Consider the following 23,877-nt stretch of genomic DNA (forward strand, 5'->3'; position numbering starts at 1 on the left):
GGCTGCCGCGAACCAGTTGCTCGCTCGTGCAAGGAGAGTCGCGATGGCAAGTCCAATGAACGTCAGCAAGCTTCAGACGAAATCCCATGACGAACCGGACGAGGTTCGGCAGCCCGACAAGACCCGCGTCGAAGTGGTCCGTCTCGAGGGCTACACGCTCGGACGCTTCAGGTTCGAGCCCGGGTGGCGCTGGTCGAAATGCATCAAGCCGGTCGTGGGCACGGACAGTTGCCAGGTGGCTCACGTCGGGTACGCAGTGTCCGGGCGGATCACCGTGCAAATGAATGACGGCTCGCAGACCGTCATCGAGGAAGGCATGTCGTACACCATTCCGCCGGGTCACGACGCGTGGGTCGAAGGCAACGACTCGTTCGTCGGCCTCGAGGTGATGAGCGCAGAGGAATACGCAAAGCCCAAGAGCTGACCCGACGTGGTTGTATTGGCGAGCATGTTCTACCTCGCTTCCGCGACGCTGCCGGTTCCCGATGAATAGTTGTCAAGTGCCACTCGACAGCATGTTTTCCTGGTGTTCCAGTACCGCCCTCCATGCCTCGTCATGGCGCCGCATGGAGGCCTCGTTCGGAAAGCCGGAATGCGTCAGGCGGACAAGTGCCCCGGAACCATTCGGCGCGATGTCGACAGTGACCACCGTCTCGGCGCCTTCGGTGCCGCCTGCGCCGGTCAACCACGTGACTTCGACCAGTCGATCGGGCATGAGGCGGAGGAATCGACCATAGTGGGGATGCCGTTGTTCGCCATGCCGGGTTTCGAAGAAGAACGGCGCGTCCACCTTCGGCGCCATCAACACGGTGCCCGGTGCGGCGAACCAGCGATCGAATTGCTGCGTCCAGGCCAGGAAGATCGCGTGCGGGGCACAGGCCATCCTGCGCTCGACGACGCAATGAATGGGGCGGGCGGAAAGGTCGGGTTCTGCAATTGTCATGACGTTCTCGTTCGACCTCTTGCGCATTGGTCGGAACCATCGTGGGTGCATTGCGGACTCGTAACCGTCAGCGGAAATCTGCCGGCCGGGTAGGACACCCGCAAAGTCCTCCGGCGCACCGGCCTGATCGATGTCCTGTCCGGCAGGGAGAGCGCCCCTTGCCGCGGCCAGAGGCGCCATGCCTGAGCCTTCAATCGAGCAGCAGCGAGGCCTCGTCGCGCCAGTAGGCCACGGCGGCAAGCCAGCCCTCCCACACACAGCCGTTGCAGCCGCGGCCGCTGCAGGTGGTGGGCTCGGGCGGCGGCGCGCGCATGGCGATCCCCTGGGCATCGAGCACCGCCTGCACGCGGGCAATCAACGCTTGCGCGCCGGCAAGGTTCGTGGGCTCGGGCAGCCGGTCGATGAGATTCATGGCGGCGAGGTTCTCACACATCCAGATTCAACTCGAGCCCCATCTTCGCGCCGCCCGATTCGCTCGACCCGATGGTCAGCCGCCCGCGATGCAGCCGAGTGACCTGGGCCACGAGGTGAAGACCCAGCCCCCGCGCCCCGCCCGCGCAGGTTGGTGAGCGCGTGTTCGAGCGACGGTGCATCGCCGCGCACCATGAGCGCGTGCGGATCGCGCGGTCAGAGCGCCTCCGCGCCCACGGCCGCCACCTGCGCATCCTGCGTCGACTGCATGCCCGAGACGCCGATGGCGCCGACGAGGCAGCCTTGGTGCATCAGCGGCAAGCCGCCTTCGAGCGGGCATGCGCCCTCGGTGGCCAAAAGCCGCAGGTTCAGCCCGCCCGCGGCCAGTGCCTCTTCGAACACGCGCGTCGGCCGCTTGAAGCGCACGGTGCTGCGCGCCTTGGCCTGTGCGATCTCGACGCTGCCGGTCTGCGCGTGGTCCATCTTGTGCAGCACCACGAGGTTGGCGGCGCTGTCCATCACCGCGATGACCATCGGCCAGCCGTTGGCGCGCGCCTCGGCTTCGGCGGCCGCGGCCACGCGCCGGGCGGTGTCGAGGGAGACGGGCGGGCCGTAGGAAACGAAGCTTTGTTGCGCGGTGCTCATGGCGAATCCTGTGAAGTGACGAACGATGCACAGGACGATATCGGCGGGCAGAATGATTGGCCATTCCCCAAAACTTCGCATCCGTTGTGCACGAATCGCCAGCTCACCGCCCCGATGCCTCCGCGCCCGCTTCCCTTGCGTCCCTTGCGTGGGACGACATTCGCTTCTTCGTGGCCGTGGCGCGCGAGGGCAGCCTCTCGGGTGCCGCGCGGCAGTTGCGCGTGGAGCATTCGACGGTCGCGCGCCGCGTCGGCGCATTGGAGTCGCACATCGGCGTGCGCCTCTTCGACCGCCTGCCGCGAAGCTGGGCGCTGACGGACGAAGGTGAAGCGCTGCTCGCACCCGCCGAGCGGCTCGAGCAGGAAGTGCTCGCCTTCGCGCGTGTCGCCGCGGCGAACACGGCGGACCAAGGCACGGTGCGCGTCTCGGCGCCGCCGGCCTTTGCCAGGCACTTTATCGTGCCGCTGTGGGCCGCGCAGGCTGACCGGTGGCCCGGCATCGCGCTCGACATCGTCGGCGAACTCCGCAGCGCCAACCTGCAGCGCCGCGACGCGGACATCGCGGTCCGCTTCATGCGCCCGACCGAGCCCGGCCTCGCCGCACGCAAGCTCGGCGAATTGGCCTTCCGCCTCTACGCAGCGCCGGTGTGGCTCACGCGCGCGGAGGCTGCCTGGCGCTTTCTGGGCTACAGCGATTCGCCCGGCAACGTGCCGCACCAGCAGTTGCTGATCGAGCTTGCCGGCACGCGTCCTTTCGTCTTCCGCAGCAACGACCTCACGGCCCTGCACAACGCTTGCCGCTGCGGCTTGGGCCTCGCGATGCTGCCGGACTTCATGGCGCGCGACGATGCCGCACTTATCGAAGTGCCGGGCGAAGTCCGGCCTGTGATGCGGGAGGTGTGGAGCGTGGTGCACCCCGACGTGAGGCGCTCGCCGCGCGTCAGGACCGTGGCCGACGCGCTGGCGGAAATGGTCGGCGCCCACGCCGGGCGCCTTGCGTGATTACCAGAAGATCCAGAGCGCCAGGCCGCCGAAGATGGCCCACTTCACGAGGTAGTACGCCCGCTTGTCCCATGCCTTCAGGCGCTTGCCGATCACGCGGATCTGATAGATGTACTTGAAGGCGCGGTTGATGCCGCCGGTCTTGTCGCTGGCATCGTTGGGCGACGCGGCGGCGGCCAGCAGGTTCTTCGCGAACCACCGGTTCACGGCGCTGGCCCACCGGTACTTCAGCGGACGCTCGATGTCGCAGAACAGGATCACGCGGTCGTGGTCGGTCGTGTTCTCGGCGTAGTGGATGAAGGTCTCGTCGAACACCACGGCCTCGCCGTCGCGCCAGTGGTAGCGCTGGCCGTCCACGTCGATGTAGCAGCCTTCGACGCCCGGCGTCCACAGGCCCAGGTGGTAGCGCAGCGAGCCGGCGAACGGGTCGCGGTGGCGCACCAGGCGGCTGCCCGGGGGCAGCTCGGCGAACATGGCGGCCTTGATGGTGCCGATGCCTTTCAGCAGCTCGGTGGTGCGCGGGCACAGCACGGCGGCCGAGGGGTGCGCCTCGTCGTACCACTTCAGGTAGAAGCGCTTCCAGCCGCTCTTGAAGAAGGAGTTGAAACCCACGTCGTTGAACTGGCTCGACGCCTTGATGCTGCCGCCATTGCGCATGGCCAGCGCTTCCTCGCGAATGACCTTCCAGTTCTCTTCGAGCACGCGCATCTCGGGGAACTGCGCGGGCGACAGGTACGGTGTACCCGGCACCTTCGAGAAAAGGTACATGAAGACGTTCAGCGGAGCGAGGAAGGTCGAGTGGTCGGAGAGCTGCCTGAAGAAGCGATGCCGCACCTGGCCGCGGAAATGAACGTAGAGCGCACTGAGCGCGAAGATGGCAAGAATGACCCACTTCATTGTTGAAAGTGTCCTGTAAACGGCACCGGCTAGTGTAAATCCTTGCTCCAAAACGGACCTGACCACGCCTTTTGGCCGTGCGGCACCTGGCGCTCAGTCCGCCCAGCCGGTCTCGATCTCGGTCTTCACCTCGGTCATGAGCTTGTGCACCGGGCACTTGCCCGCCACGCGCAGCAGTTCGTCGCGCTGCGCTTCGCTCAGCTCGCCGCTCAGGCGCAGGCCCGACTTGAGGCGGTAGACGCCCTTGCGCTCTTCGCTGGCGTCGCGGTCGACCACGACCTCGATGTCTTCCACCGGAATGCCCTTGCGGCGCGCGTAGATCAGCACCGTGAGCGCCTTGCATGCGGCGAGCGAAGCGTCGTACAGGTCATGCGGCTCGGGGCCCGCGTCGCTGCCGCCGCCCGCGGGCGAGGCGTCGACCGGAATCTCGTGGTTGCGGATCTTGAGGATGTGGCGCGTACCGGTGGTGCCGTCGCGGCGAATCGAAATGGTCATGCCTGTCCTTGAATGATGCGTGTGCTCAGCGGTCGACCGCCAGCATCAGCGTTTCCTTGATTTCTTCCATCACCACGTAGCTGTGCGACTCGGCCGCCACCGGCAGCTTCTTCAGGATGTCGCCCAGCAGGTGCCGGTACTCGCTCATGCCGCTCAGGCGCGCCTTCACGAGGTAGTCGAAGCTGCCCGACACCAGATGGCATTCGAGCACCTCGGGCATGTGCAGCAACTCCTTGCGCACCTTGTCGAACACGTCGCCCGACTTGGCCGAGAGCTTGATCTCGACGAACACCAGCAGCGTCTTGCCCAGTGCCTCGGGCGACACGTGCGCGTGATAGCCGGTGATGACGCCGTCGCGCTCCATGCGCTTCACGCGCTCGGCGCAGGGCGAGGCCGACAGGCCGATGTGCTCGGCCAACTCGGTCATGGAAACGCGGCCCTGGCGTTGCAAAAGATCGAGGATGCGGCGGTCGATTCGGTCGAGTTCGGGCATTTCACTTCTGGCGCGGCATTGGACGATGAGTCTCAGTGAATTTCACTGTCAATTCACTGAAAACAATGGAATCCACTGCATTGTGCACTTTAGATTCCACTCATTCCATCTGAATCGGCGAATACACCATGAAAGTCATCGTTCTCGGCGGCGGCGTGATCGGCACCACCACGGCCTACTACCTCGCACGCTCGGGCGCCGAGGTCACCCTGCTCGACCGGCAGGCCGGCCCCGCCGAGGAAACCAGCTTCGGCAACGCCGGCCAGGTGTCGCCGGGCTACTCCACGCCGTGGGCCGCGCCGGGCATTCCGCTGAAGGCGATCAAGTGGATGTTCAAGAAGCACGCGCCGTTGTCGATCCGCCCCGACGGCACGCTGTTCCAGCTGCGCTGGATGGCCGCGATGCTGCGCAACTGCTCGCCCGAGGCCTATGCGGTGAACAAGGAACGCATGATGCGCGTGGCCGAATACAGCCGCGGCTGCCTGCAGCAGCTGCGCGCCGACACCGGCCTGCAGTACGAGCAGCGCACCGGCGGCACGCTGCAACTCTTTCGCACGCAGGCCCAGCTCGACGCGGTGCAGCGCGACATCGCGGTGCTCGAGGAATGCGGCGTGCCCTACGAACTGCTCGACCGCGATGCGCTCGCCCGCGTCGAGCCCGCATTGGCCGGCGCGCGCGACCGCCTCACGGGTGGCCTGCGCCTGCCCAACGATGAAACCGGCGACTGCCATCTGTTCACGCGCGGCCTCGCCGAGATCGCACGCGGCCTGGGCGTCGACTTCCGCTTCGGCCAGACCATCGACGGCCTCGAAACCGACGGCGGCCGCATCACCGGCGTGCGCACCACCGCCGGCAAGATCCTCACGGCCGACCGCTACGTGATGGCCTTCGGCAGCTACTCGCGCGCCGCCATCGCCTCGCTGGGCCTCGACATTCCGGTGTACCCGGTCAAGGGCTACTCGCTGACCGTACCGCTGCTCGACGAGTCGCTCGCGCCGCAATCGACCGTGCTCGACGAGACCTACAAGGTCGCAGTCACGCGCTTCGACAACCGCATCCGCGTGGGCGGCATGGCCGAGCTCGGCGGCTTCGATCTGCGCCTGAACCCTGCCCGCCGTGCCACGCTCGAGAAAGTGGTGACCGACCTGTTCCCCGGCGGCGACGTGCCGCGCGCCAGCTTCTGGACCGGCCTGCGCCCGATGACGCCCGACAGCACGCCCATCGTCGGCGGCACGCGCTATGCCAACCTGTTCCTCAACACCGGCCACGGCACGCTGGGCTGGACCATGGCCTGCGGCTCGGGCAAGCTGATCTCCGACATGGTGATGGGCCAGCGCCCGGAGATCCGCACCGATGGCCTTGCGATGGACCGCTACGAACAGGGCTCGTCGCACGCTTCGCGCCCGAACCCCGCGACTGCTGCTGCCTGACACTGGCGCTGTCGTTCGGGGCGTGTGCACAGGGCACCGGGTACTCCCCTCCGCGAATGTCCCCCGGCCTTCGGCCTCCTCCTTTATTTCGCTGCGGGGAGCACCCGGCACCCTGTGCACGATGGGCGCTCTGCTTATGCCGGCAGTTCAACCACCGCGCTGATCGATCACGACGGCGGGGTGCCTTGCGCAGCGAAATAAAGGAGGAGGCCGCAGGCCGGGGGACATTCGCGGAGCAAGGTACCCCGTCGGCGTGAGCGCGCCCTGAACAGCGCGCACACACAAACCGAAGACAGGTCTTCAAGCAACCTTGGCAATCGGAATCACCGCGTTGCTCATGCCGCGATAAACCTCCGCCTCGCCATGCTTCGCCAGCAGCTGCATCAGGTGCTTGCGGATCAGCATGCCGGGCCGGTCCGACTCCATCGAATACTCCACGCCACGCCGCCGCGTATCGACCAGCGCATCGGGGTCGGTCGATTCGAGGATGTCCTTGTCCTCGCGCGTCACCGCGTCGTCGAAGTCGATCAGCATCTGCGCCGTGCAGTCGGCCTCGGTGTCGTTGCGGAACAGCCATTGGCACAGCTGCATGCGGCCGTCGTCGATGGGCGTGAAGCAGTTGATGATGATGTGGCGCACGCCGCTCGGGTACTCGATGTCGAGCCGGCGCGAGAACGGCAGGTAATACGCGTTGCGCATGTGGCGCGTGGTGATCGGGTCGGTCACGCCGCTGATCGCGTGGAACTTCACCGGGTTGGCCGCATCGATGACCGTCTCCGCATAGAAGCCCGATTCGTTCTCCACCAGTTCGTACTTGCTCGGCTTCGGGCTCGCGGCCACGCCGAAGGTGGCACGGTGCACAAAACTGAAGTGCGAGTTGTCGAAGGAGTTCTCCAGCGCGCGCATGGGGCTGGTCTGCCACTCTTCGTAGAACTGGAAGATGGTGCGGTAGCCCGGGTCGTCGAACTCCGCAATGGCCGGGATGTCGGCGATGGGCTCCTCCAGCGCCACCCATGCATAGCCGTAGCGCGCGGTACAGCGGTAGGCCGTGGTGCGGTACTCGGGCGAGATCTTGCGGTCGGCCTCGTACTGCGGAATGCGGATGACCTGGCCACTGCGGTCGTAGGTCCAGCCGTGGTAGCCGCACTGGATGGCGCCGGTGCCGCAGGCCCGGCCTTCGCCGTCCACGCACCAGCCTTTCGAGAGCTTCGCGGTTCGGTGACAGCAGCGGTCGCGCAACGCGGCTGGCTGGCCGTCGGCGTCGATGAAGAGAACGATGTCTTCGCCCAGCAGCCTGAAAGGCTTCGGGCCGTTGGCCAATTCGGTAAGCGGCATGACGGCATGCCAGAACTTGCGGAAGGCGGGTTGTTGGGTGACGAGCATGCGCGGACTCCTTCGGTGGTCGTGTGGGGGACGAACTGAAAGAGCAATTTCCTGCCATCGACGGGAACCGTCGCCTGGCTGAACGCTTCTACTCTGCGTAATCTGCCTTGCAAATTGCGCGCCCGGATTGTGGCGCGGCTTCCTGGTCGGTGCACGTTTTCCCTTGCAATGCCCGAGCGAAATCCCTTGGCATGCGTCGTGCATGACCCACCGCAAGAGTAGAAGCGTTCAGCAGCGCACGCACCACGAACGTGCGCCCGCCCGGAAATTGCTCTTGAAACGCCCGTCGCATTTTTGCGGAGGGATTCAAGAACCGAAGCTTCCGAGGCCCCACATGCAACGTCGATCCTTCCTCGCGGCCAGCGCCGCCACCCTTGCCGCTCCCGCCGTCTTCGCGCAGGGCGGCGCCAGGCTCACCCCGCTCAAGTTCACGCTCGACTTCCGCATCAACGGCCAGACCGCGCCCTTCTTCCTCGCGCAGACCAAGGGCTACTACAGGGACGAGGGGCTCGACGTGAGCATCGACACCGGCGCCGGCTCGGTCGCCTCCATCACCCGCATCGCCAGCGGTGTCTACCAGCTCGGCCTGGGCGACATCAGTTCGCTGGTCGAGTTCAACGCGCAGAACCCCGGCACGCCGATGGTGCAGGCCGTTTACCAGTACTACAACCGCGCACCGTTCGCGATCATCGGCCGCAAGGACCGCGGCGTGACCGGGGATTTCAAGAGCCTCGCGGGCAAGAAGGTGGCCGCCGCCGCCGTCGAATCGACCCGCCGTGCATGGCCCCTGGTCGCGCGCAAGCAGGGCATGCGCGCCGACGCCTTCCAGTGGCAGACCACCGACTTCAGCGCGCGCGACAACGTGATGGTGCGCGGCGACGTCGATGCCGCCACCTACTTCCACGACTCGGCCGTGTCGCTGTTCGCGCGCATGAAGCCCGAGGAACTGTCGGTGCTCAAGTACGCCGACGCGGGTGTCAATCTGTACGGCAACGCGATCCTCGCGGGCAGCAACCTCATCGCGCAGAACCCGAAGGTGGTTGCGGCCTTCCTGCGCGCGAGCAACCGCGCCATCGTCGAGACTTTTTCCAATCCGGCGCCGAGCATCGCGGCCATGCGCCAGCGCGAGCCCATCCTCGATGAGAAAATCGAACTCGAGCGCTGGGGCATCACCGCGCAGTACGTGGGCGCGGCCGACACGCGCGACCATGGCCTCGGCGACATCCGGAAGCTCTTGCTCGAACAGCAGGTCGACGAAGTGGCCGATGTCTTCGGCCTCAAGATCAAGCCCGCGTCCGACGCCATCTTCAATACTTCGATGCTCCCATTGCGCAGCGAACGCTCCCTTCCCAAAGCATGAATTTCCACAGCGACACCCACACCGTCAACTATCCCGCCGAAACAGCACTCGATGAACGCGACGGCCGCTACCTGCGCAAGGCCATCGTCTGGTCGCACGCGGCACGCCGCCGGGGCAACCGCCCCTTCGGCTCCGTGATCGTCTCGGCCGCCGGCGAGGTGCTGGCCGAGGCTGGCAACAGCAATGCCGAGACCGGCGACTGCACGGCGCATGCAGAGATCAATGCGCTGCGCGCACTGGCCGAGCGCAAGCTCTCGCGCGAGGAACTCGCTGGCGCCACGATCTACGCCTCGGGCGAGCCCTGCGTGATGTGCGCGGGCGCGATCTTCTGGTCGAACATCGGCCGCGTGGTGTTCGGCATCGATGCCGAGCGACTGCGCGTGTTCCGCGGCGAGCGGCAGGACCAGCGCGATGCAGAGCTGTCGTGCCGCGACGTCTTCCGCGCCTCGCCGCATCCGATCGAATGCATCGGACCGGCGCTGATCGACGAAGCGAGTGCCGCGCACGACGGCGCCTGGAAATAGGACTCGCCCCCAGACTGCGCGCACTCCGTTTCGCTGGCCAACCCCCTACCGGGGGCAACACCTGCGGCCCGGCAAAGCCGGTTCCGCGGTGTTCCACGAAAAATCCGATTGGCCGACACGCTCTAGACTCTCTCGATGCCCTGGCACGCCCGTCTCCATCTCGACTACAAACAAGAAGCCGCCCGCACCGTCGCCCGCTTTCGCCATGACGGCCCGCTGCGCATCCTGCAGAGCCTGTACCCCGAGGGCGATGCCGTCTGCCACAACGTGCTGGTGCATCCGCCGGGCGGGCTGGTGGGCGGCGACACGCTGGACATCGACATCGAAGGCACCGACGGCAGCCACGGGCTCATCACCACGCCGGGCGCCTCGCGCTTCTACCGCAGCGAGGGCGAGCTGGCGCTGCAGCGCACGCGCATCCGCCTCGCGGCCGGCGCGCGGCTCGAATGGCTGCCGCTCGAAGCCATCTGCTACAGCGGCTGCCAGGCGGAGAACCGGCTTTCCATCGAGCTCGAGCCCGGCGCCGAGCTGATCGGCTGGGACATCACCGCGCTCGGCCTGCCGAATGCCAACCAGCCCTTCGAGCGCGGCAGCTACCTGCAGCACATCGAGGTGCCCGGCGTGTGGCTGGAGCGCGGGCGCATCGACGCGGCCGACCACCGGCTGCTGCAAAGCCACATCGGACTCGGCGGCCATCGCTGCCTGGCCTCGCTGTTCTTCGTCGCGGGCTCGCCGGTGGCGCGCGCCCGGCGCGACGCCCTGCTGGCGCACGCACGCACATTGCTCGAAGCAAGCCCCCTGTCCGGCAGCGCCGGTGCCACAAGCCCGCATGCCGAAGTGGTCGTACTGCGCGTGCTCGCGCCCGTGGTCGAGCCCGCGATGCAGCTGCTGCGGCAGGTCTGGCAGGCATGGCGCGGCGAGCTGTGGCAGCTGCCCGCGGCCACGCCGCGCATCTGGGCGACCTGAGCCCCATCTTCGGCCCTGGGGGCCAATCTGTAGGCGCCGTCTGACGGACAGCCGCTTTGCAAAGGCGCACGCTGCCTCTTTTGCCCAGCGGATGACGAGGATCGGCCATGTCTCCAGACGACGCCCCGAACGCCCACACCCACGCGGAAACGCAGCTTCATCGGCATCTGGCGCACTTCAACGCCGCACGGCTGAAGTTCGGCCGCCCGTCGCCCCACTGGCAGGACGAACTCGCCCGCGAGCATGAATGCCGCCTGATCGAAGGCAGGTACCTCGAAGCCCTGCGCACCACGGTGCAGGTGGCGGCATCGGCCTCGGCCGGCAATGCGGACCATTTCGCCAACTGGTTCGAGTCGCTCTCGCGCACGGGCCCCGGCCAGCATCACCCGCTGTTCGACTGGCTGGCTCAAGAGGCCGCGCTGCCGCAGATGCGCTGGTTCCTCACGCAGGAGGCCGCGGGCGAGGCGGGCTTCGAAGACCTGCTGGCCTGCACCCAGGTCAAGCTGCCGCCGCAGCCCAAGCTCGAATGCGCGCGCAACTTCTGGGACGAGATGGGCCACGGCAAGCGCAGCGCCATGCACGGCCAGATGCTGGAGCACATGGTGCGCGAACTCGACCTGCATCCGGCCATCGACACCACCGTGTGGGAGTCGCTCGCGCTCGCCAACACCATGGTCGGGCTGGCGACCACGCGCCGCTATGCGTACCACGCCATCGGCGCGCTCGGCGTCATCGAGCTCACGGCGCCCGGGCGCGTGAAGCAGGTGGCGGCCGGCATGCGCCGCCTGGGCCTGAGCGGCCGTGCGCGCGCCTACTTCGACCTGCATGCGGCGCTCGACGTGTCGCACTCGCGCGCGTGGATACGCGAGGTGATCCGGCCGCTGGTCGAGGCCGATCCGTCCTGCGGGCAGTTCATCGCCGAAGGCGCTCTGATGCGGCTCGTTTGCGGCGAACGCTGCTTCGCGCGCTACACCGCCGAACTGCCCGAACTGCAACAGACCGAGGAGGTCGCCGCATGATGAACGCGGCCGGCGTGCTGCGCCAGGTGGCGGCCACGGACTATCGCTTCACGACCGTCACGCCCTTGACCCACCAGCGCGTGCTCGCGCGGCGCGGGCGCGAACCGGGTGCAACGCTGCGCGACATCTTCGGCTGGAACCTGCCGTTCGAAGCGGGCGCCGTGCCGCCGGAACTGCTGGCCGGCATGGAGCAGGCCGGCATCGTGCGGCACACGGGGTCGCTGCTGCGCAGCACGGTGCGCATCGCCAGCCTCGGCGACGACCTGTTCTTTCACTCGGCCTACCCGACGGTCGAGGAGAACGCCGTGTTCTTCGGACCTGACACGCATCGCTTCGGGCGTTTCATCCGCGATACGCTGAACCCGCGCAAGACGAAGCAGCCCCTGCGCGTGCTCGACGTGGGCTGCGGCAGCGGCGCGGGCGGCATTGCCGTGGCGCGGGCGCTGGCGGCGATGGACGCGCCCTGCACGATCGTGATGAATGACATCAACCCGCTGGCGCTGGAGTACACAGCCGTCAATGCAGAGGCCGCCGGCATCCCTGTGACGCTCGCGCAGGGCGATGCGCTGTCGGCGGTCGAAGGCGACTTCGACCTCATCGTGTCGAACCCGCCCTACCTCGACGATGCCGCGCAGCGCGCCTACCGCCACGGCGGCGCGCGGCTCGGGCGGGCACTCGGCGTACGCATCGCGGCCGAGTCGCTGAAGCGGCTGGCGCCGGGCGGGCAGCTGCTGCTCTACACCGGCGTGGCGATGGTCGATGGCGAAGACCCGTTCCTTGCCGAGATACGGCCGCTGCTCACCGCGTCGGGTTTCGAGTGGTCCTATGCCGAGATCGACCCCGACGTGTTCGGCGAGGAACTGGAACGCCCGGTGTATGCGCACATCGACCGCATCGCCGCCGTCGGGCTCGTTGCCACGCGCACAGCGGAGGCCGCGTGATGGCCGCCGGACTCGACCTCGGCGCCGACACCGCGCGGCTCGCCGTGGTGCGCGAATGCAGTGTGCTGGAGCGCATGCCCAAGTGGCTCATCTGCGTGCCGCTGGTGGTGCAGTGGCTGTGGCTGTCGCTGCGCTACGGTGGCGCCACCCTGCCGTCGGCGGCCAACCCGCATCTCACCTCGGGCGGGCTGGTGGGCGAAGGCAAGCTCGAATACTTCCGCGGCATGGGGCCGCTGGCGCGCTCGCTCACGGCCGACTACTGCGCGGTGTTCAACGATGGCACGGCGAACGAAGACGCCTTGCGGCAAACCATGGCTGAGAACGGCCTCGCATTTCCCATCGTCGCCAAGCCCGACCTCGGCCTGTGCGGCTACGGCGTTCGTCTGCTGTCCGACATGGCTGCGCTGCGAGCGTACCTGGCCGTCTTTCCTTCCGGCGAAACGGTCGTGCTGCAACGCTACCTGCCGCAGGAAGGCGAGGCGGGCATCTTCTACGCACGCGATCCCGTCACCGGCGAGGGCCGCATCATCGGCCTCGCGCTGCGCTACTTCCCGCGCGTGACGGGCGACGGCCGAAGCACCGTGGCCCAGCTCGTAGCGGCCGACGTGCGCGCGCGCCGCATCGCGCGCTCGCCGCGCCACGAATGCAGCGTGCCATCCGAGAGCGTGCCGGCGGCTGGCCAGCAGGTTCGGCTGGCCACCATCGGCTCGACCCGCGTCGGCGGGCTGTACCGCGACGGCGCGGCGCTCATCACGTCCGATCTGGTGCGCGCCATCGACGCCATCGCGCGCGACATGCCCGACTTCCATTTCGGACGCTTCGACGTGCGCTACGAGAGCCTGCGCGAACTCGGCGCCGGGCGCGGCTTCACCATCATGGAAATCAACGGCGCGGGCTCCGAAGCCATCGAGGCCTGGGACCCCGACATCGGCGTGCTGCAGGGCTTTCGCATGGTCTTCGCCAAGCAGCGGCTGCTGTTCGCCATCGGCGCCGCGCAGCGCAAGGCCGGCGTACAGCCCATTGGCCTGCTCGCCCTCGCACGGCTCAACCGGCGGCAGAACCGTCTGGTCGACCGCTATCCGCCATCCAACTGAATCGTTGCCACATGCACATGGACATCACCGCTTCGCACGCCCTGCCCCGCCGTTCGCTCGCGCCGCTTGCTACCGCGGCGCCCGTGCTGGAAACCCGCTGGGCCGATTGCGAAGAGGACGTGCGCGACGCCCAGCGCCTGCGCTTTCGCGTGTTCGCGCAGGAAATGGGCGCCCATCTCACGCCGCCCGAAGGCACGCCGCCAGGACTCGATGCCGACCGCTTCGACGCCTTCTGCGACCACCTGCTGGTGCATGCAGTGGACCCGGTGCACGGCCGCGGCCCGCTCATCGGCACCTACCGCGTGCTGACTCCGGAAGCAGCGCGCCGCGCAGGCGGCTTCTACACCGACACCGAGTTCGACCTGGCGCCGCTCGCGCCGCTGCGTGCGCGGGCGCTGGAGCTGGGCCGCTCGTGCGTGGATGCAGACTGGCGCTCGGGCAGCGTGATCATGGCGCTGTGGGCCGCGCTGGGGCAGTACATGGTCGACCACGCACTCGACACCATGATCGGCTGCGCCAGCATCGGGCTCGACGACCAGGGCCTGACTGCCGCGCGGCTGTGGCACCGGCTGTGCCGCACGCACCTGGTCGAGCAGCGCTGGCGCGTGGAGCCGCGCATCGCACTGCCGCTGGACACCGACGCGGAAGCCGATGCCGACAGCGACACCGCGCCTCCCGCCGCGCCGCCGCTCATCAAGGGCTACCTGCGCTGCGGCGCGCGCCTGCTCGGACCGCCCGCGCTCGATGTCGCGTTCAACACCGCCGACCTGCCGATGATGCTGCGCGTGGACGACGTGGCGCCGCGCTACCGCCAGCACTTCTTCGGCGTCGCCGCGTGACGTTGCGGGCGCGATCACGGCGCGCACTCGCCTCGGTGGTGGCGGCGCAGTTCTTCAGCTCGCTGGCCGACAACGCGTTGCTGATCGTCGCCATCGGCCTGCTCATGCAGCGCCACGCGCCCGGCTGGATGACGCCCGCGCTGCGGCTGTTCTTCTACCTCTCCTACGTGCTGCTGGCCGCCTTCGCGGGCGCGGTGGCCGATGCGGCACCGAAGGGTCGCGTGCTGATGGCCACCAACCTCGTCAAGCTCGGCGGCTGTGCCCTGCTGCTGTGGCACGTGCAGCCGCTGGTGGCCTACGCACTGGTCGGCCTGGGCGCGGCGGCTTACTCGCCGGCCAAGTACGGCATCCTGCCGGAGCTGATGCCGCGGGACGAGCTGGTCGCCGCCAACGGCTGGATCGAGGCGGGCACGGTGCTGTCGATCCTGCTCGGCGTGGCGCTGGGCAGCACGCTGGTCGACAGGGGCCTGGCCCTGCCCGCCATCGGTGCGATGTACCTGCTGGCCGCCGCCTGCACGCTCGCGATTCCGCACAACCCGGCGCGCGATCGCGCGGCGCTGGCGCATCCGGGCCGGCTGCTGCGGGATTTCGGACGCTCGCTGATGCTGCTGTGGCGCGATGTCGACGCACGCATCTCATTGGCCGTCACCAGCCTGTTCTGGGCCGCGTCGGCCACGCTGCAGTTCCTGGTGCTGCGCTGGGCCGCCGAGCGGCTGGGGCTGGCGCTGTCGCAGGGCGCGCTGCTGCAGATCGCGGTGGCCATCGGCATGGCGGGCGGTGCCATGGGTGCGTCCCGCTGGTTTCCGCTCGAACGCGCGTTGCGTGCGCTGCCGCTGGGCATCGCGCTGGGTGCCATGGTGTTGCTGATGACGCTGGTGACGCAGCCCGCCATCGCCGCCGCGCTGCTGGTGGTGATCGGCGCGCTCGCGGGCCTGCTGCTGGTGCCGATGAACGCGCTGCTGCAAAGCCGCGGCCTGCTGCGCATGAACCCGGGCCAGTCGATCGCGGTGCAGAACTTCAACGAGAGCCTGGCCTCGCTGGCCATGCTCGGGATGTACGGTGCGCTGATCTACTTCGAGGCGCCGCTGTTGCCCACGCTGGCGGGATTCGCTGGCTTCCTGGTGCTGGCCATGGGCGGCATCTTCGCCTGGTCGCGTCGGCTGCGGCCGGCACGCGACGCGCTCGCATCCCAGAACGTGTAGCCCGCAAGGGTGCCTGCCAGGAGGCATCCGTGAGGGGGCGCATGGGCGCTTGGGATACAGTCCCGCACCTACCGCCCCACGCCCAGCCGCCAGAGTGAACTTCAGAAAATCTGCCAACAGCCTGGTTGTTCGACTGCTCATGATGGGCCTTTTGATGGCGGTGGTGGGAACCGCCGGCAGCTACATCCAGCTCAGCCGCTTCCTGCGGGAGGAGCTGACCCGATCGGTGGCGGTACAGCAAACGGCGCTGGCCGCCTACGTGGCGCGCAACGTCGACAACTACCTGGGCGAGCGGTTGTCGTTCCTCGAACGCCTGGCGGCCACCCTGCCGCCGGAACTCCTGACGCAGCCCGACCGGCTGCGGGCATGGCTGGCGGAGCGCAGCACGCTGAGCCCCGTCTTTCCGCTCGGCCTGATGGTCGCGGACGCCACCGGCAAGCGGCTCGACGGCACGGGGCAGCTCGCAACGGACGGTTCGGAATTCGCGTCCGCGCGCGCGGGGCAGTCCGCGCCGGGCCGTCCGTGGGCCACAGCCTCCCGACACTCGGTCTTGCCCATGGCCGTGCCCGTGCGCAACGCAGCCGGGCAGGTGGCCGCCGTGTTGCTCGGCACGGCGGACCTCTCGGCCGACGGCCTGCTCGACCATCTGCAACAGGGGCGCGTGGGCGAAGCCGGCGGCATCCTGGTGGTGTCACCGCGCGACCGCATCTTCGTGGCCTCGACGGACGTCTCGATGTCCCTCACGCCCACCCCGCCCGACGGTGTGAACCCTCTGCACGACCGCGCCATGGCGGGCTATCGCGGCAGCGGGACGACGCGCAATGCCAAGGGCATCGACGAGATCTCCGCCATCGCATCGGTGCCGAACAGCGGCTGGTTCGTGGTGGCTCGGCTGCCCGTTTCGGAAGCGCTGGCCCCGGTGGGGCGCATGCAGACCTTCATCCTGCAGCAACGCGCGCCCGCCGTGGCAGCGGTACTCATCGTGATCGGGCTGATCATGGCGTGGCTGCTGCGGCCGCTGCTGCGCGCCGCCGACCAGGCCGACCGGATGACCCGCGGCGAACTCGCGCTGACGCCGCTGCGGGTGGTGCGCGACGACGAGATCGGGCACCTGACGCAGGCCTTCAACCGGCTGCTGGCCAAGCTGCTCGACAACCAGGAGGCCCTGGCGCGCCTGGCCCACCACGACAGCCTGACCGGCCTGCCCAACCGCAAGCTGCTCGACGAACGGCTCCAGCAGGCGCTGGCACGGGCCAAGCGGCATGCGCGCCAGATGGCCGTGCTCTACCTCGACCTCGACGGATTCAAGAAACTCAACGACACGCTCGGCCACGAGGCGGGCGACAAGGCGCTGCTGGAAATCGCGCAACGGCTGCAGGGCCTGGTACGGCAGACCGACACGGTGGCGCGCATCGGGGGCGACGAATTCGTGCTGCTGGCCGCCGACTTCGAAAGCTCCGCGGAACAGGGCGCGACGACCCTGGCCCAGCGCTGCATCGACGCGATCGCCCGGCCGCTGCAACTGGGGATGGGGCATTGCGACACGGTCATCGGCGTATCGATCGGCATCGCGCTGGGCAACGGCGACGAAACGCCGCGAGACCTGCTCGCCGCGGCCGACGCGGCCATGTACCGGGCCAAGCAGAGCGGACACGGCAACTATGCGGTGACGCCGACGCCGCGCTGAGCGCGACCTCGTCCGCTGCCGCGGCCCCTACGCCGGCATGTCGGTCCGAGGCAGCCGCAGGTGCTTCTTCAACGTCTCGAACACCTGCCGCGTGACCGGATTCACCACGTGGCTGCGCACGTAGAGGTAGTACGCCAGGTCGGGCAGCCGCGGCATGCCGTCGCCCGCGCCGAGCACTCGCAGGCCCGCGTCGAGCTGCTCCACGCCGCGGGCCGTCACGCCCAGCCCCGCACGCAGCGCAGCCTTGATGCCGATCAGGCTCGACGAGGTGTAGCGCGGCGTCCAGGCCACGCCCGCCGCGTCGAGCGCCTCGTGGCCAATGCGGCGGAAGATGCTGGGCCCGTCCGCCATGATGAGCGGCACCGGCTTGGCCGGGTCGTGCACGTAGCCCGCGGCGCACAGCCACACGGTGGGCGAGTTGCGCAGCACCACGCCCTCGAACTGCGACTGCGCATCGGCGCGGTTGGAGATGATCATGTCGACCTCGCCGCTCTTGAGCGAGGTCATCAGGTAGGGACTGCGGCCGATGTGGATGTCCAGCTGCAGCAGCGGCGACGTGCGCGCCACCTCGGCCAGCAGCAGCGGCAGCATGGTCTCGGCCACGTCGTGCGGCGCGCCGATGCGCAGGTTGCCTTCGAGCTGCCCCTGCCGCAGGCTGCGCAGCGCCTCGTCGTTCACCGCGAGCATGTGGTGCGCGTAGGTGAGCAGCCTCTCGCCGTGCTGCGTGAGCCGCTTCTGCCGGCCCTGCTTGGCGAACAGCGGGTGGCCGATCTGCTCCTCCAGCCGCTGCATCTGCTGCGTGATGGCCGACTGCGTGCGCCCCAGGTGCACAGCGGCGGCGGCAAAGCTCTGGTGGCTGACGACGGCCGCGAAGGAGCGCAGCAGTTCGAGATCGAGCGTGGGCATGTATTAATTTTATTGAAGTGTTTCCTGCGCCAGCTGGATTGTTGCGTCACGCCCCCGTCACTACAGTGGATGCACACCGAACAGGCAACCCCACTGGAGAAAACCGCATGAGCACCCCATCCGAGCAACGCAGCCGGGCCGTCGAGGCGTCCATCGCCGACATGAAGAAGGCCATAGCCGGCGCTGAAGCCACCCGGGAAAAGCTCGACGCGGTGCTCGATTCGCTTCAAGGCCTGGCCGCGCACACCGAATACTGGGGCGCCGCCGACTTCCCGCCGCCCGAGGCCGGCGAGCACCAGGCCCGCTACCTGATCGCCGAAGACCCGGACCAGAGCTATGCGCTGTACCTGAACGTGATGCGCCCGGGCAAGAAGATCGTGCCGCACAACCACACGACCTGGGCCTGCATCGCGGCCGTGGAAGGCACCGAGCACAACCGCGTGTACGAGCGCACCGACGACGGCAGCGTGCCGGGCGTGGGCAAGCTGAAGCAGACGGAGTTGGTGGTCGTCGCGCCGGGCAAGGGCATCGCGCTGATGCCCGAGGACATCCACTCGGTCGAGATCCAGGGCGAGCAGGTCATCCGCCACCTGCACATGTACGGCCGCGCGCTCGAAACGCTGAACCAGCGCACCGCCTACGACCTCGACGCGGGCACGTACCAGACCATGGGCATCGGCGTGCAGACGCGCCGCTAACCGCATCTTTTTTTCGCTTCGCCTTCATGCGGGCCGCGCAGCGTGGTCTCGCAGGATTCCATTCGTCCCGACGACTCGCCTCATGACTTCTTCCATCGACCCGAAGACCCTCAAATCCTGGCTGCACGACGGCGGCGAGATCGCGCTGCTCGACGTGCGCGAGCACGGCCAGTACGGCGAGGCCCATCTCTTCTACGGCATTCCCCTGCCCTTCAGCCGGCTGGAGATCGATGCGCCGCGCCTCGTGCCGCGCCGCGGCGTGCGCGTGGTGGTGTACGACGAAGGCGATGCCGACGTGGCCGAACGCGCCGCCGCGCGCCTCGCCGTGCTGGGCTACGGCAACGTGCACGTGCTGCAAGGCGGCGCCCGCGCCTGGAAGGCCGCGGGCTACGTGCTCTTCGCGGGCGTCAATCTGCCCTCGAAGACCTTCGGCGAACTGGCCGAGGAGGTCTATCACACGCCCCGCGTCAGCGCCGGCCAGCTCGCGGAGATGCTGGCTCGCAAGGACAAGGTCGTGGTGCTCGACGGCCGCCCCGCCAGCGAGTTCCACAAGATGAACATCCCGAGCGCCACCTGCTGCCCCAACGGCGAGCTGGCCTACCGCGTGCGCCGGCTGGTGCCCGACACCACCACGCCCATCGTCATCAACTGCGCGGGCCGCACGCGCAGCATCATCGGCGCGCAGACGCTCATCAACCTGGGGCTGCCCAACCCCGTCTATGCACTTGAGAACGGCACGCAGGGCTGGTATTTGGCCGATCACACGCTGGAGCACGGCGGCACGCGGCGCTACGCGGACGACAGCGGCAACACCGACCTGCGTCCCGCCGCCAGGGCGCTGGCCGCCCGCTTCGACGTGCCGATGGTGAACGCGCAGGCCGTGCGGCAGTGGGCCGACGACGCCGAGCGCAGCCTGTTCCTGTGCGACGTGCGCACGCCGGAAGAATTCGCGGCCGGCAGCCTGCCCGGAGCGCAGCACACGCCGGGCGGACAGCTGATGCAGGCCGGTGACCAGTACGTCGGCGTGCGCGGCGCGCGGCTCGTGCTGTTCGACAACGACGGCGTGCGCGCACCGACCATCGCGAGCTGGCTGCGGCAGATGGGGCACGACGCGAGCGTGCTCGAAGGCGGGCTGGCGAGCGGGCTGTCGCTCGCGCCTGCCGCCCCGCCCCGCGCGCCCGCACTGGCCACCATCGATGCGCAGGCGCTCGCCGCGCGCATCGAGCGCAACGAGGTGGCGGTAGTCGATCTGCGCGCCAGCATGCAGTTTCGCGCCGGCCACATCGCGCAGGCCCGCTGGTCGATCCGCCCCCGCCTCGCCCGCGACGCGAACACCGAGACGCGCCAGCTCGTGCTGGTTGCCGACGACGCCGCACTCGCGGCATGGGCCGCGGCCTCCGAGCTCGCGGGCTTGCCGAGCGCCCCGCTGCTGCTGGCGGGCGGCATGGCCGCATGGCGCGCCGCCGGCCTGCCCGTCGAGGCCACGCCCGCGCTGCCCGCCGACGTCGACTGCATCGACTACCTGTTCTTCGTGCACGACCGCCACGACGGCAACAAGGAAGCCGCGCGCCGCTACCTCGCATGGGAGACAGGCCTCGTCGCGCAGCTCGATGCGCAGGAGCGCGCCGCCTTCCGTCTGCCCGCCGCCGCATCGCACGGCTGACATCCCCGGTTCCGCTTTCCGTTCGTCCTTGTCCGTTCCTATTCCAGGAGTTCCGTCATGTCGTTCGCCAGCCGCATCCCGCACATCGCCCGTTATGCCGTCGCCGCCGCATGGCTCGCGGCGCTCGCCCTGCAGCCAGCCGCCGCCGAACCGCTGGCGCCACGCAACGGCTTCCCCTCGCAGACGGTGAAGTTCATCTCGCCCTTTCCGCCCGGTGGCGGCAACGATGCAACGGCGCGCCTCGTCACCACGCGCCTGCCGGAAATCATGGGGCAGGCGGCAGTGGTCGACAACCGCGGCGGCGCGGGCGGCAACATCGGCGCCAAGGCCGTGGCCGACGCCAAGCCCGACGGCTACACCGTGCTCACCTCGCAGGTGTCGATCATGGCCGTGAATCCCACGCTGTATGCGGCGCCGGGCTTCGATCCGATCAAGAGCTTCATTCCCATCACGCAGATCAACGCCGCACCGCTCGCGCTGGTGGTGGACGCCAACTCGCCCCTCAAGAGCTTCGCCGACCTCGCGACGAAGGCCAAGGCCAGCCCCGGCAAGGTGACCTATGCGACGCCCGGCAACGGCACGCTGTCGCACCTCGTCGGCGTGGTGCTGGCCAAGGACAACGGCGTGGAGATGACGCACGTGCCCTACAAGGGCGCCGGCCCTGCGCTGACCGACCTGCTCGGCGGACAGGTGGACGTGCTGGTCACGTCAACCGCCTCGGTCGCCGGCTTCGTGCAGAGCGGCAAGCTGCGCGTGCTGGCCGTGACCAGCCCGCGCCGCATCGGCGTGTTCTCGAAGGTGCCGACACTGGAGGAACTGGGCTATGCCGGCGCACGCTTCGAAGACTGGTACGGCTTCTTCGCGCCCGCCGGCACGCCGCCGGAACGCGTGGCCTACCTGAACGAAGCCATCGTGCGCACGCTGCATCTGCCCGAAGTGAGCAAGCTCGTGACCGACGGCGGCAGCGAGGTGGTGGCCAATTCGCCGGACGCCTTCGCGGCGCAGCTGCGCCAGGACATCGACCGCTGGTCGCGCATCGTCAAGCTTTCGGGTGCACGCGCCGATTGAATGATTGGCGCAACATAGCGGCCCGACCTCCTTTCGCCCTCTCCTCACCATGTCCGACTCGCACACCGTCCCCGCCGACCTGACGCTCGACACCCGGCTCACACGCACCGGCAAGACGCCGTCATACGCCGGCGGATCGCCCGTCAACACGCCCCTGGTGCGCGCGAGCACCGTGCTGTTCGACAGCGTGGGCGTGATGCGCGACGCGCGTGCACGGCGCGATGACGAACGCATCTTCAGCTATGGCGCACGCGGCACGCCGACCACCTTCGCGCTCGAGGATGCGGTGAGCGAACTCGAAGGCGCCTACCGCACCCGGCTCTTTCCGACAGGCCTTGCCGCCATCGGCATGGTGCTGCTGTCGTACCTGAAGCCGGGCGACCACGTGCTGATGTCGGACAGCGTGTACGAGCCCACGCGCAATCTCGTGCATTCGTTCCTCGAGCCGTACGGCATCCGCAGTTCGTTCTTCGCGGCGGATGGCAGCGGCATCGAGGAACTGTTCGAGCCGAACACCCGGCTCGTGTATGCGGAGTGCCCCGGCTCGCTGGTTTACGAGATGTGCGACCTGCCCAAGCTCGCGGAACTGACGCATGCGCGCGGCGCGCTGCTCGCGGCGGACAACACCTGGGGATCGGGCGTCCAGTACCGCCCGCTCGCGCTGGGCGCGGACATCTCGACGATGGCCGCGACCAAGTACCTTTCGGGCCACTCCGACGTGATGATGGGCACCGTCGCCACGACCGAAGCCGCATGGCGCCCGCTCAACGAACGCTGCGATGCATTCGGCATGACCGTGAGCCCCGACGACGCATGGCTGGTGCTGCGCGGCATGCGCACGCTGTCGGCACGGCTGCAGATGCACGAGCGGCATGCGCTGGAGGTGGCGCATTGGCTGCAGGAGCGGCCCGAGGTGGCGACCGTGTTCTGCCCGGCACTGCCACAGCATCCGGGGCACGACCTCTGGAAACGGGATTGCAAGGGCACGAACGGGCTGCTGTCCATCGAGCTGCAGCCAGGCATCGAAAGCGCTGCAGTCGAGCGCTTCGTCGATGCACTCACGCTGTTCGGGCGTGGCTCGTCATGGGGCGGCTATGAAAGCCTGGTGGCGTGGACCAACATGCGTGCGGCGCGCAGCGTGACGGACTGGAGCGGGCGCGGGGCGGTGGTGCGGTTGCACATCGGGTTGGAGGCGCCCTCGGATCTGATGGCCGATCTGGAGCGCGGGTTTGCTGCAATGCAAACTCAGCAGCACGGCGCGGACGCTCAGGCCCGGTCCGGGCGCTTCGCGTAGACCAGGGCCAGCGCGAGCCCCACCACCGCCGCGGCGCCCAGCAGCTTCACGGGACTGCTCGTCAGGCTGCGCACGGCGCGCCCGCACGCGGCGCCCCAGCCATCGCGCGCGGGAAACAGCAAGGCGCGCTCATGCGGCGTGAGTGCGCGCAGGGCGCTGGGGTTCTCCTCGTCCTCGAGAACGGCCTGGGACACATCGAGTTGCGTGACGTCCTCGGGATGGCGTGGGAGAGTCGTCGGCTTGCGCATGGTGAAGATCCTTGTAGCGGAATGGTCGAGCCTTGAGCTTGCGCTGCCCCGCGGCCTTCGCCCATGCGCGGGCGCAGACGCTGCGAGTAGGCCAACTTCCCGCCTGCAGCGGCGAAATCTTCGCGAGCCCGGCGAACGAAGACGCCTTCATTCGCAGGCGCGCTTCCCCGCAGGCGAGGCGCGCAGCCGGTTCAGGAAGGTCAGCTGCACCTTCGCCGTCTCGCTGCCCTGCATTGCCGCGCGGCGCATCCACGCCCCTGCCTCGCAGCGGTCGGCCTTCACGGCCGTGCCGTACAGCGTCGGGCCGGTAAGCAGCACCATGCCGAGCATCTCCTGCGCCTCGGCATGGCCTTCGGTGGCGGCCTGACGCAGCTGTACGAGCATCGTGCGGTAGTCGCGATCGGCCTCTGCTTCGAGGGCCAGCTGGAAGCGTTGCTCCGCATGCAGCTCGACGCCCGCATCCGACGGATGCGCGGCGCTGAGCGCGGCCACCAGCAACAGCACGCCCGACAGCAGCACGCGAAAGCGCAGCGACAGGCCGGTCATCAGGTTGAGTTCGGATGGCATCGATGTTCTCCACGAATAGTGTTGTCGTGGAGGCATCGTCGCGCGGCCGCGCCGAACGGAGAAGCCGGATTTCGCGCAGGCCGCCTCAGCCGGAGACTGAGCC

26 protein-coding genes are annotated in these 23,877 nt (G+C 68.5%); 16 read left to right on the plus strand and 10 right to left on the minus strand.

Going from position 1 to position 23,877, the window contains the following annotated elements:
- Positions 1-43: 43 nt before the first annotated feature.
- Positions 44-424 (plus strand): cupin domain-containing protein, encoded by a 381-nt coding sequence (locus ACEOAB_RS20815; RefSeq protein WP_413749082.1) that lies wholly within the window; start codon positions 44-46, stop codon positions 422-424.
- 72 nt (positions 425-496) lie between these two features.
- Here ACEOAB_RS20815 and ACEOAB_RS20820 read toward each other — a convergent pair whose 3' ends face one another.
- The 3 genes from ACEOAB_RS20820 to ACEOAB_RS20830 all read right to left on the minus strand — a co-directional run bounded on the left by ACEOAB_RS20820 (position 497) and on the right by ACEOAB_RS20830 (position 1,999).
- Positions 497-943, minus strand: a complete 447-nt coding sequence (locus tag ACEOAB_RS20820) for an SRPBCC family protein (RefSeq protein ID WP_413749081.1) — start codon at positions 941-943, stop codon at positions 497-499.
- Positions 944-1,133: 190 nt separating this feature from the next.
- Positions 1,134-1,355, minus strand: a complete 222-nt coding sequence (locus ACEOAB_RS20825; RefSeq protein ID WP_495653091.1) for an oxidoreductase-like domain-containing protein — start codon at positions 1,353-1,355, stop codon at positions 1,134-1,136.
- Positions 1,356-1,570: 215 nt separating this feature from the next.
- Positions 1,571-1,999 carry a GlcG/HbpS family heme-binding protein gene (locus ACEOAB_RS20830; protein ID WP_413751433.1) on the minus strand — a complete coding sequence of 143 codons (429 nt, stop codon included), beginning with the start codon at positions 1,997-1,999 and terminating at the stop codon, positions 1,571-1,573.
- A gap of 86 nt (positions 2,000-2,085) precedes the next feature.
- Between ACEOAB_RS20830 and ACEOAB_RS20835 the strand changes: the two genes are divergently transcribed.
- On the plus strand, positions 2,086-3,000 hold the full coding sequence (locus ACEOAB_RS20835; protein ID WP_495653846.1) for a LysR family transcriptional regulator: 915 nt from the start codon (positions 2,086-2,088) through the stop codon (positions 2,998-3,000).
- On the opposite strand, the gene lpxO is transcribed toward ACEOAB_RS20835, so the two are convergent.
- From lpxO to ACEOAB_RS20850, 3 genes are all read right to left on the minus strand, one after another.
- Complete coding sequence (lpxO, locus tag ACEOAB_RS20840; protein ID WP_413751129.1) at positions 3,001-3,897, minus strand: lipid A hydroxylase LpxO; 897 nt, start codon at positions 3,895-3,897, stop codon at positions 3,001-3,003. It lies immediately after the preceding gene.
- 93 nt (positions 3,898-3,990) lie between these two features.
- Entirely contained in the window at positions 3,991-4,392 is a 402-nt protein-coding gene (locus ACEOAB_RS20845; protein ID WP_413751130.1) for an OsmC family protein, read from the minus strand.
- A gap of 25 nt (positions 4,393-4,417) precedes the next feature.
- Positions 4,418-4,885 carry an Lrp/AsnC ligand binding domain-containing protein gene (locus ACEOAB_RS20850; RefSeq protein WP_007836101.1) on the minus strand — a complete coding sequence of 156 codons (468 nt, stop codon included), beginning with the start codon at positions 4,883-4,885 and terminating at the stop codon, positions 4,418-4,420.
- Positions 4,886-5,013: 128 nt separating this feature from the next.
- Here ACEOAB_RS20850 and ACEOAB_RS20855 point away from each other — a divergent pair, with 128 nt between their 5' ends.
- The gene (locus tag ACEOAB_RS20855) at positions 5,014-6,315 is read left to right on the plus strand and encodes a D-amino acid dehydrogenase (protein ID WP_413751131.1); all 1,302 of its coding nucleotides are present in this window, start codon (positions 5,014-5,016) and stop codon (positions 6,313-6,315) included.
- 300 nt (positions 6,316-6,615) lie between these two features.
- Here the strand turns inward: ACEOAB_RS20855 and ACEOAB_RS20860 are convergent, their stop codons facing one another.
- Positions 6,616-7,698 carry an aromatic ring-hydroxylating dioxygenase subunit alpha gene (locus ACEOAB_RS20860; protein ID WP_413751098.1) on the minus strand — a complete coding sequence of 361 codons (1,083 nt, stop codon included), beginning with the start codon at positions 7,696-7,698 and terminating at the stop codon, positions 6,616-6,618.
- Positions 7,699-8,032: 334 nt separating this feature from the next.
- Between ACEOAB_RS20860 and ACEOAB_RS20865 the strand changes: the two genes are divergently transcribed.
- From ACEOAB_RS20865 to ACEOAB_RS20905, 9 genes are all read left to right on the plus strand, one after another.
- Positions 8,033-9,058, plus strand: a complete 1,026-nt coding sequence (locus ACEOAB_RS20865) for an ABC transporter substrate-binding protein (RefSeq protein ID WP_413751099.1) — start codon at positions 8,033-8,035, stop codon at positions 9,056-9,058.
- Entirely contained in the window at positions 9,055-9,582 is a 528-nt protein-coding gene (locus ACEOAB_RS20870; RefSeq protein ID WP_056593473.1) for a nucleoside deaminase, read from the plus strand. The genes ACEOAB_RS20865 and ACEOAB_RS20870 overlap by 4 nt, the downstream gene beginning before the upstream one ends.
- A 135-nt stretch (positions 9,583-9,717) precedes the next feature.
- Positions 9,718-10,548 (plus strand): urease accessory protein UreD, encoded by an 831-nt coding sequence (locus ACEOAB_RS20875; protein ID WP_495653092.1) that lies wholly within the window; start codon positions 9,718-9,720, stop codon positions 10,546-10,548.
- A 107-nt stretch (positions 10,549-10,655) separates the two neighbouring features.
- Positions 10,656-11,567 (plus strand): iron-containing redox enzyme family protein, encoded by a 912-nt coding sequence (locus ACEOAB_RS20880; protein WP_413750286.1) that lies wholly within the window; start codon positions 10,656-10,658, stop codon positions 11,565-11,567.
- Entirely contained in the window at positions 11,564-12,508 is a 945-nt protein-coding gene (locus tag ACEOAB_RS20885; RefSeq protein ID WP_413750287.1) for a methyltransferase, read from the plus strand. Before ACEOAB_RS20880 ends, ACEOAB_RS20885 begins: the two co-directional genes overlap by 4 nt.
- The gene (locus ACEOAB_RS20890; RefSeq protein ID WP_413750288.1) at positions 12,508-13,602 is read left to right on the plus strand and encodes a hypothetical protein; all 1,095 of its coding nucleotides are present in this window, start codon (positions 12,508-12,510) and stop codon (positions 13,600-13,602) included. Before ACEOAB_RS20885 ends, ACEOAB_RS20890 begins: the two co-directional genes overlap by 1 nt.
- A gap of 11 nt (positions 13,603-13,613) precedes the next feature.
- A complete protein-coding gene (locus tag ACEOAB_RS20895) occupies positions 13,614-14,441 on the plus strand; it encodes a GNAT family N-acetyltransferase (RefSeq protein WP_082572059.1) in 828 nt (275 codons plus the stop codon).
- Positions 14,438-15,643 carry a lysophospholipid transporter LplT gene (gene lplT, locus ACEOAB_RS20900; protein WP_413750289.1) on the plus strand — a complete coding sequence of 402 codons (1,206 nt, stop codon included), beginning with the start codon at positions 14,438-14,440 and terminating at the stop codon, positions 15,641-15,643. Before ACEOAB_RS20895 ends, lplT begins: the two co-directional genes overlap by 4 nt.
- A gap of 139 nt (positions 15,644-15,782) precedes the next feature.
- Positions 15,783-17,330 carry a diguanylate cyclase domain-containing protein gene (locus ACEOAB_RS20905; protein WP_413750290.1) on the plus strand — a complete coding sequence of 516 codons (1,548 nt, stop codon included), beginning with the start codon at positions 15,783-15,785 and terminating at the stop codon, positions 17,328-17,330.
- Between the two features lie 27 nt (positions 17,331-17,357).
- On the opposite strand, the gene ACEOAB_RS20910 is transcribed toward ACEOAB_RS20905, so the two are convergent.
- Complete coding sequence (locus ACEOAB_RS20910; RefSeq protein WP_413750291.1) at positions 17,358-18,236, minus strand: LysR substrate-binding domain-containing protein; 879 nt, start codon at positions 18,234-18,236, stop codon at positions 17,358-17,360.
- 107 nt (positions 18,237-18,343) lie between these two features.
- Between ACEOAB_RS20910 and ACEOAB_RS20915 the strand changes: the two genes are divergently transcribed.
- The 4 genes from ACEOAB_RS20915 (at position 18,344) to metC (ending at position 22,959) form a co-directional block, all read left to right on the plus strand.
- Positions 18,344-18,934, plus strand: coding sequence for a cysteine dioxygenase family protein (locus ACEOAB_RS20915; protein ID WP_413750292.1), 591 nt, complete (start codon positions 18,344-18,346; stop codon positions 18,932-18,934).
- A gap of 82 nt (positions 18,935-19,016) precedes the next feature.
- Positions 19,017-20,597 carry a rhodanese-like domain-containing protein gene (locus tag ACEOAB_RS20920; protein ID WP_495653093.1) on the plus strand — a complete coding sequence of 527 codons (1,581 nt, stop codon included), beginning with the start codon at positions 19,017-19,019 and terminating at the stop codon, positions 20,595-20,597.
- Between the two features lie 57 nt (positions 20,598-20,654).
- Positions 20,655-21,665, plus strand: a complete 1,011-nt coding sequence (locus ACEOAB_RS20925) for a Bug family tripartite tricarboxylate transporter substrate binding protein (RefSeq protein ID WP_495653094.1) — start codon at positions 20,655-20,657, stop codon at positions 21,663-21,665.
- Positions 21,666-21,714: 49 nt separating this feature from the next.
- Positions 21,715-22,959, plus strand: coding sequence for a cystathionine beta-lyase (metC, locus tag ACEOAB_RS20930; RefSeq protein WP_413750355.1), 1,245 nt, complete (start codon positions 21,715-21,717; stop codon positions 22,957-22,959).
- Here metC and ACEOAB_RS20935 read toward each other — a convergent pair.
- Together ACEOAB_RS20935 and ACEOAB_RS20940 are read right to left on the minus strand one after the other, a co-directional pair.
- Complete coding sequence (locus ACEOAB_RS20935; protein ID WP_413750354.1) at positions 22,932-23,207, minus strand: hypothetical protein; 276 nt, start codon at positions 23,205-23,207, stop codon at positions 22,932-22,934. The genes metC and ACEOAB_RS20935 overlap by 28 nt on opposite strands.
- A 147-nt stretch (positions 23,208-23,354) precedes the next feature.
- Positions 23,355-23,774, minus strand: coding sequence for an SEL1-like repeat protein (locus ACEOAB_RS20940; protein ID WP_413750353.1), 420 nt, complete (start codon positions 23,772-23,774; stop codon positions 23,355-23,357).
- Between the last annotated feature and the right edge of the window lie 103 nt (positions 23,775-23,877).

The sequence above is a fragment of the Variovorax sp. Varisp53 genome (genome assembly GCF_059491555.1).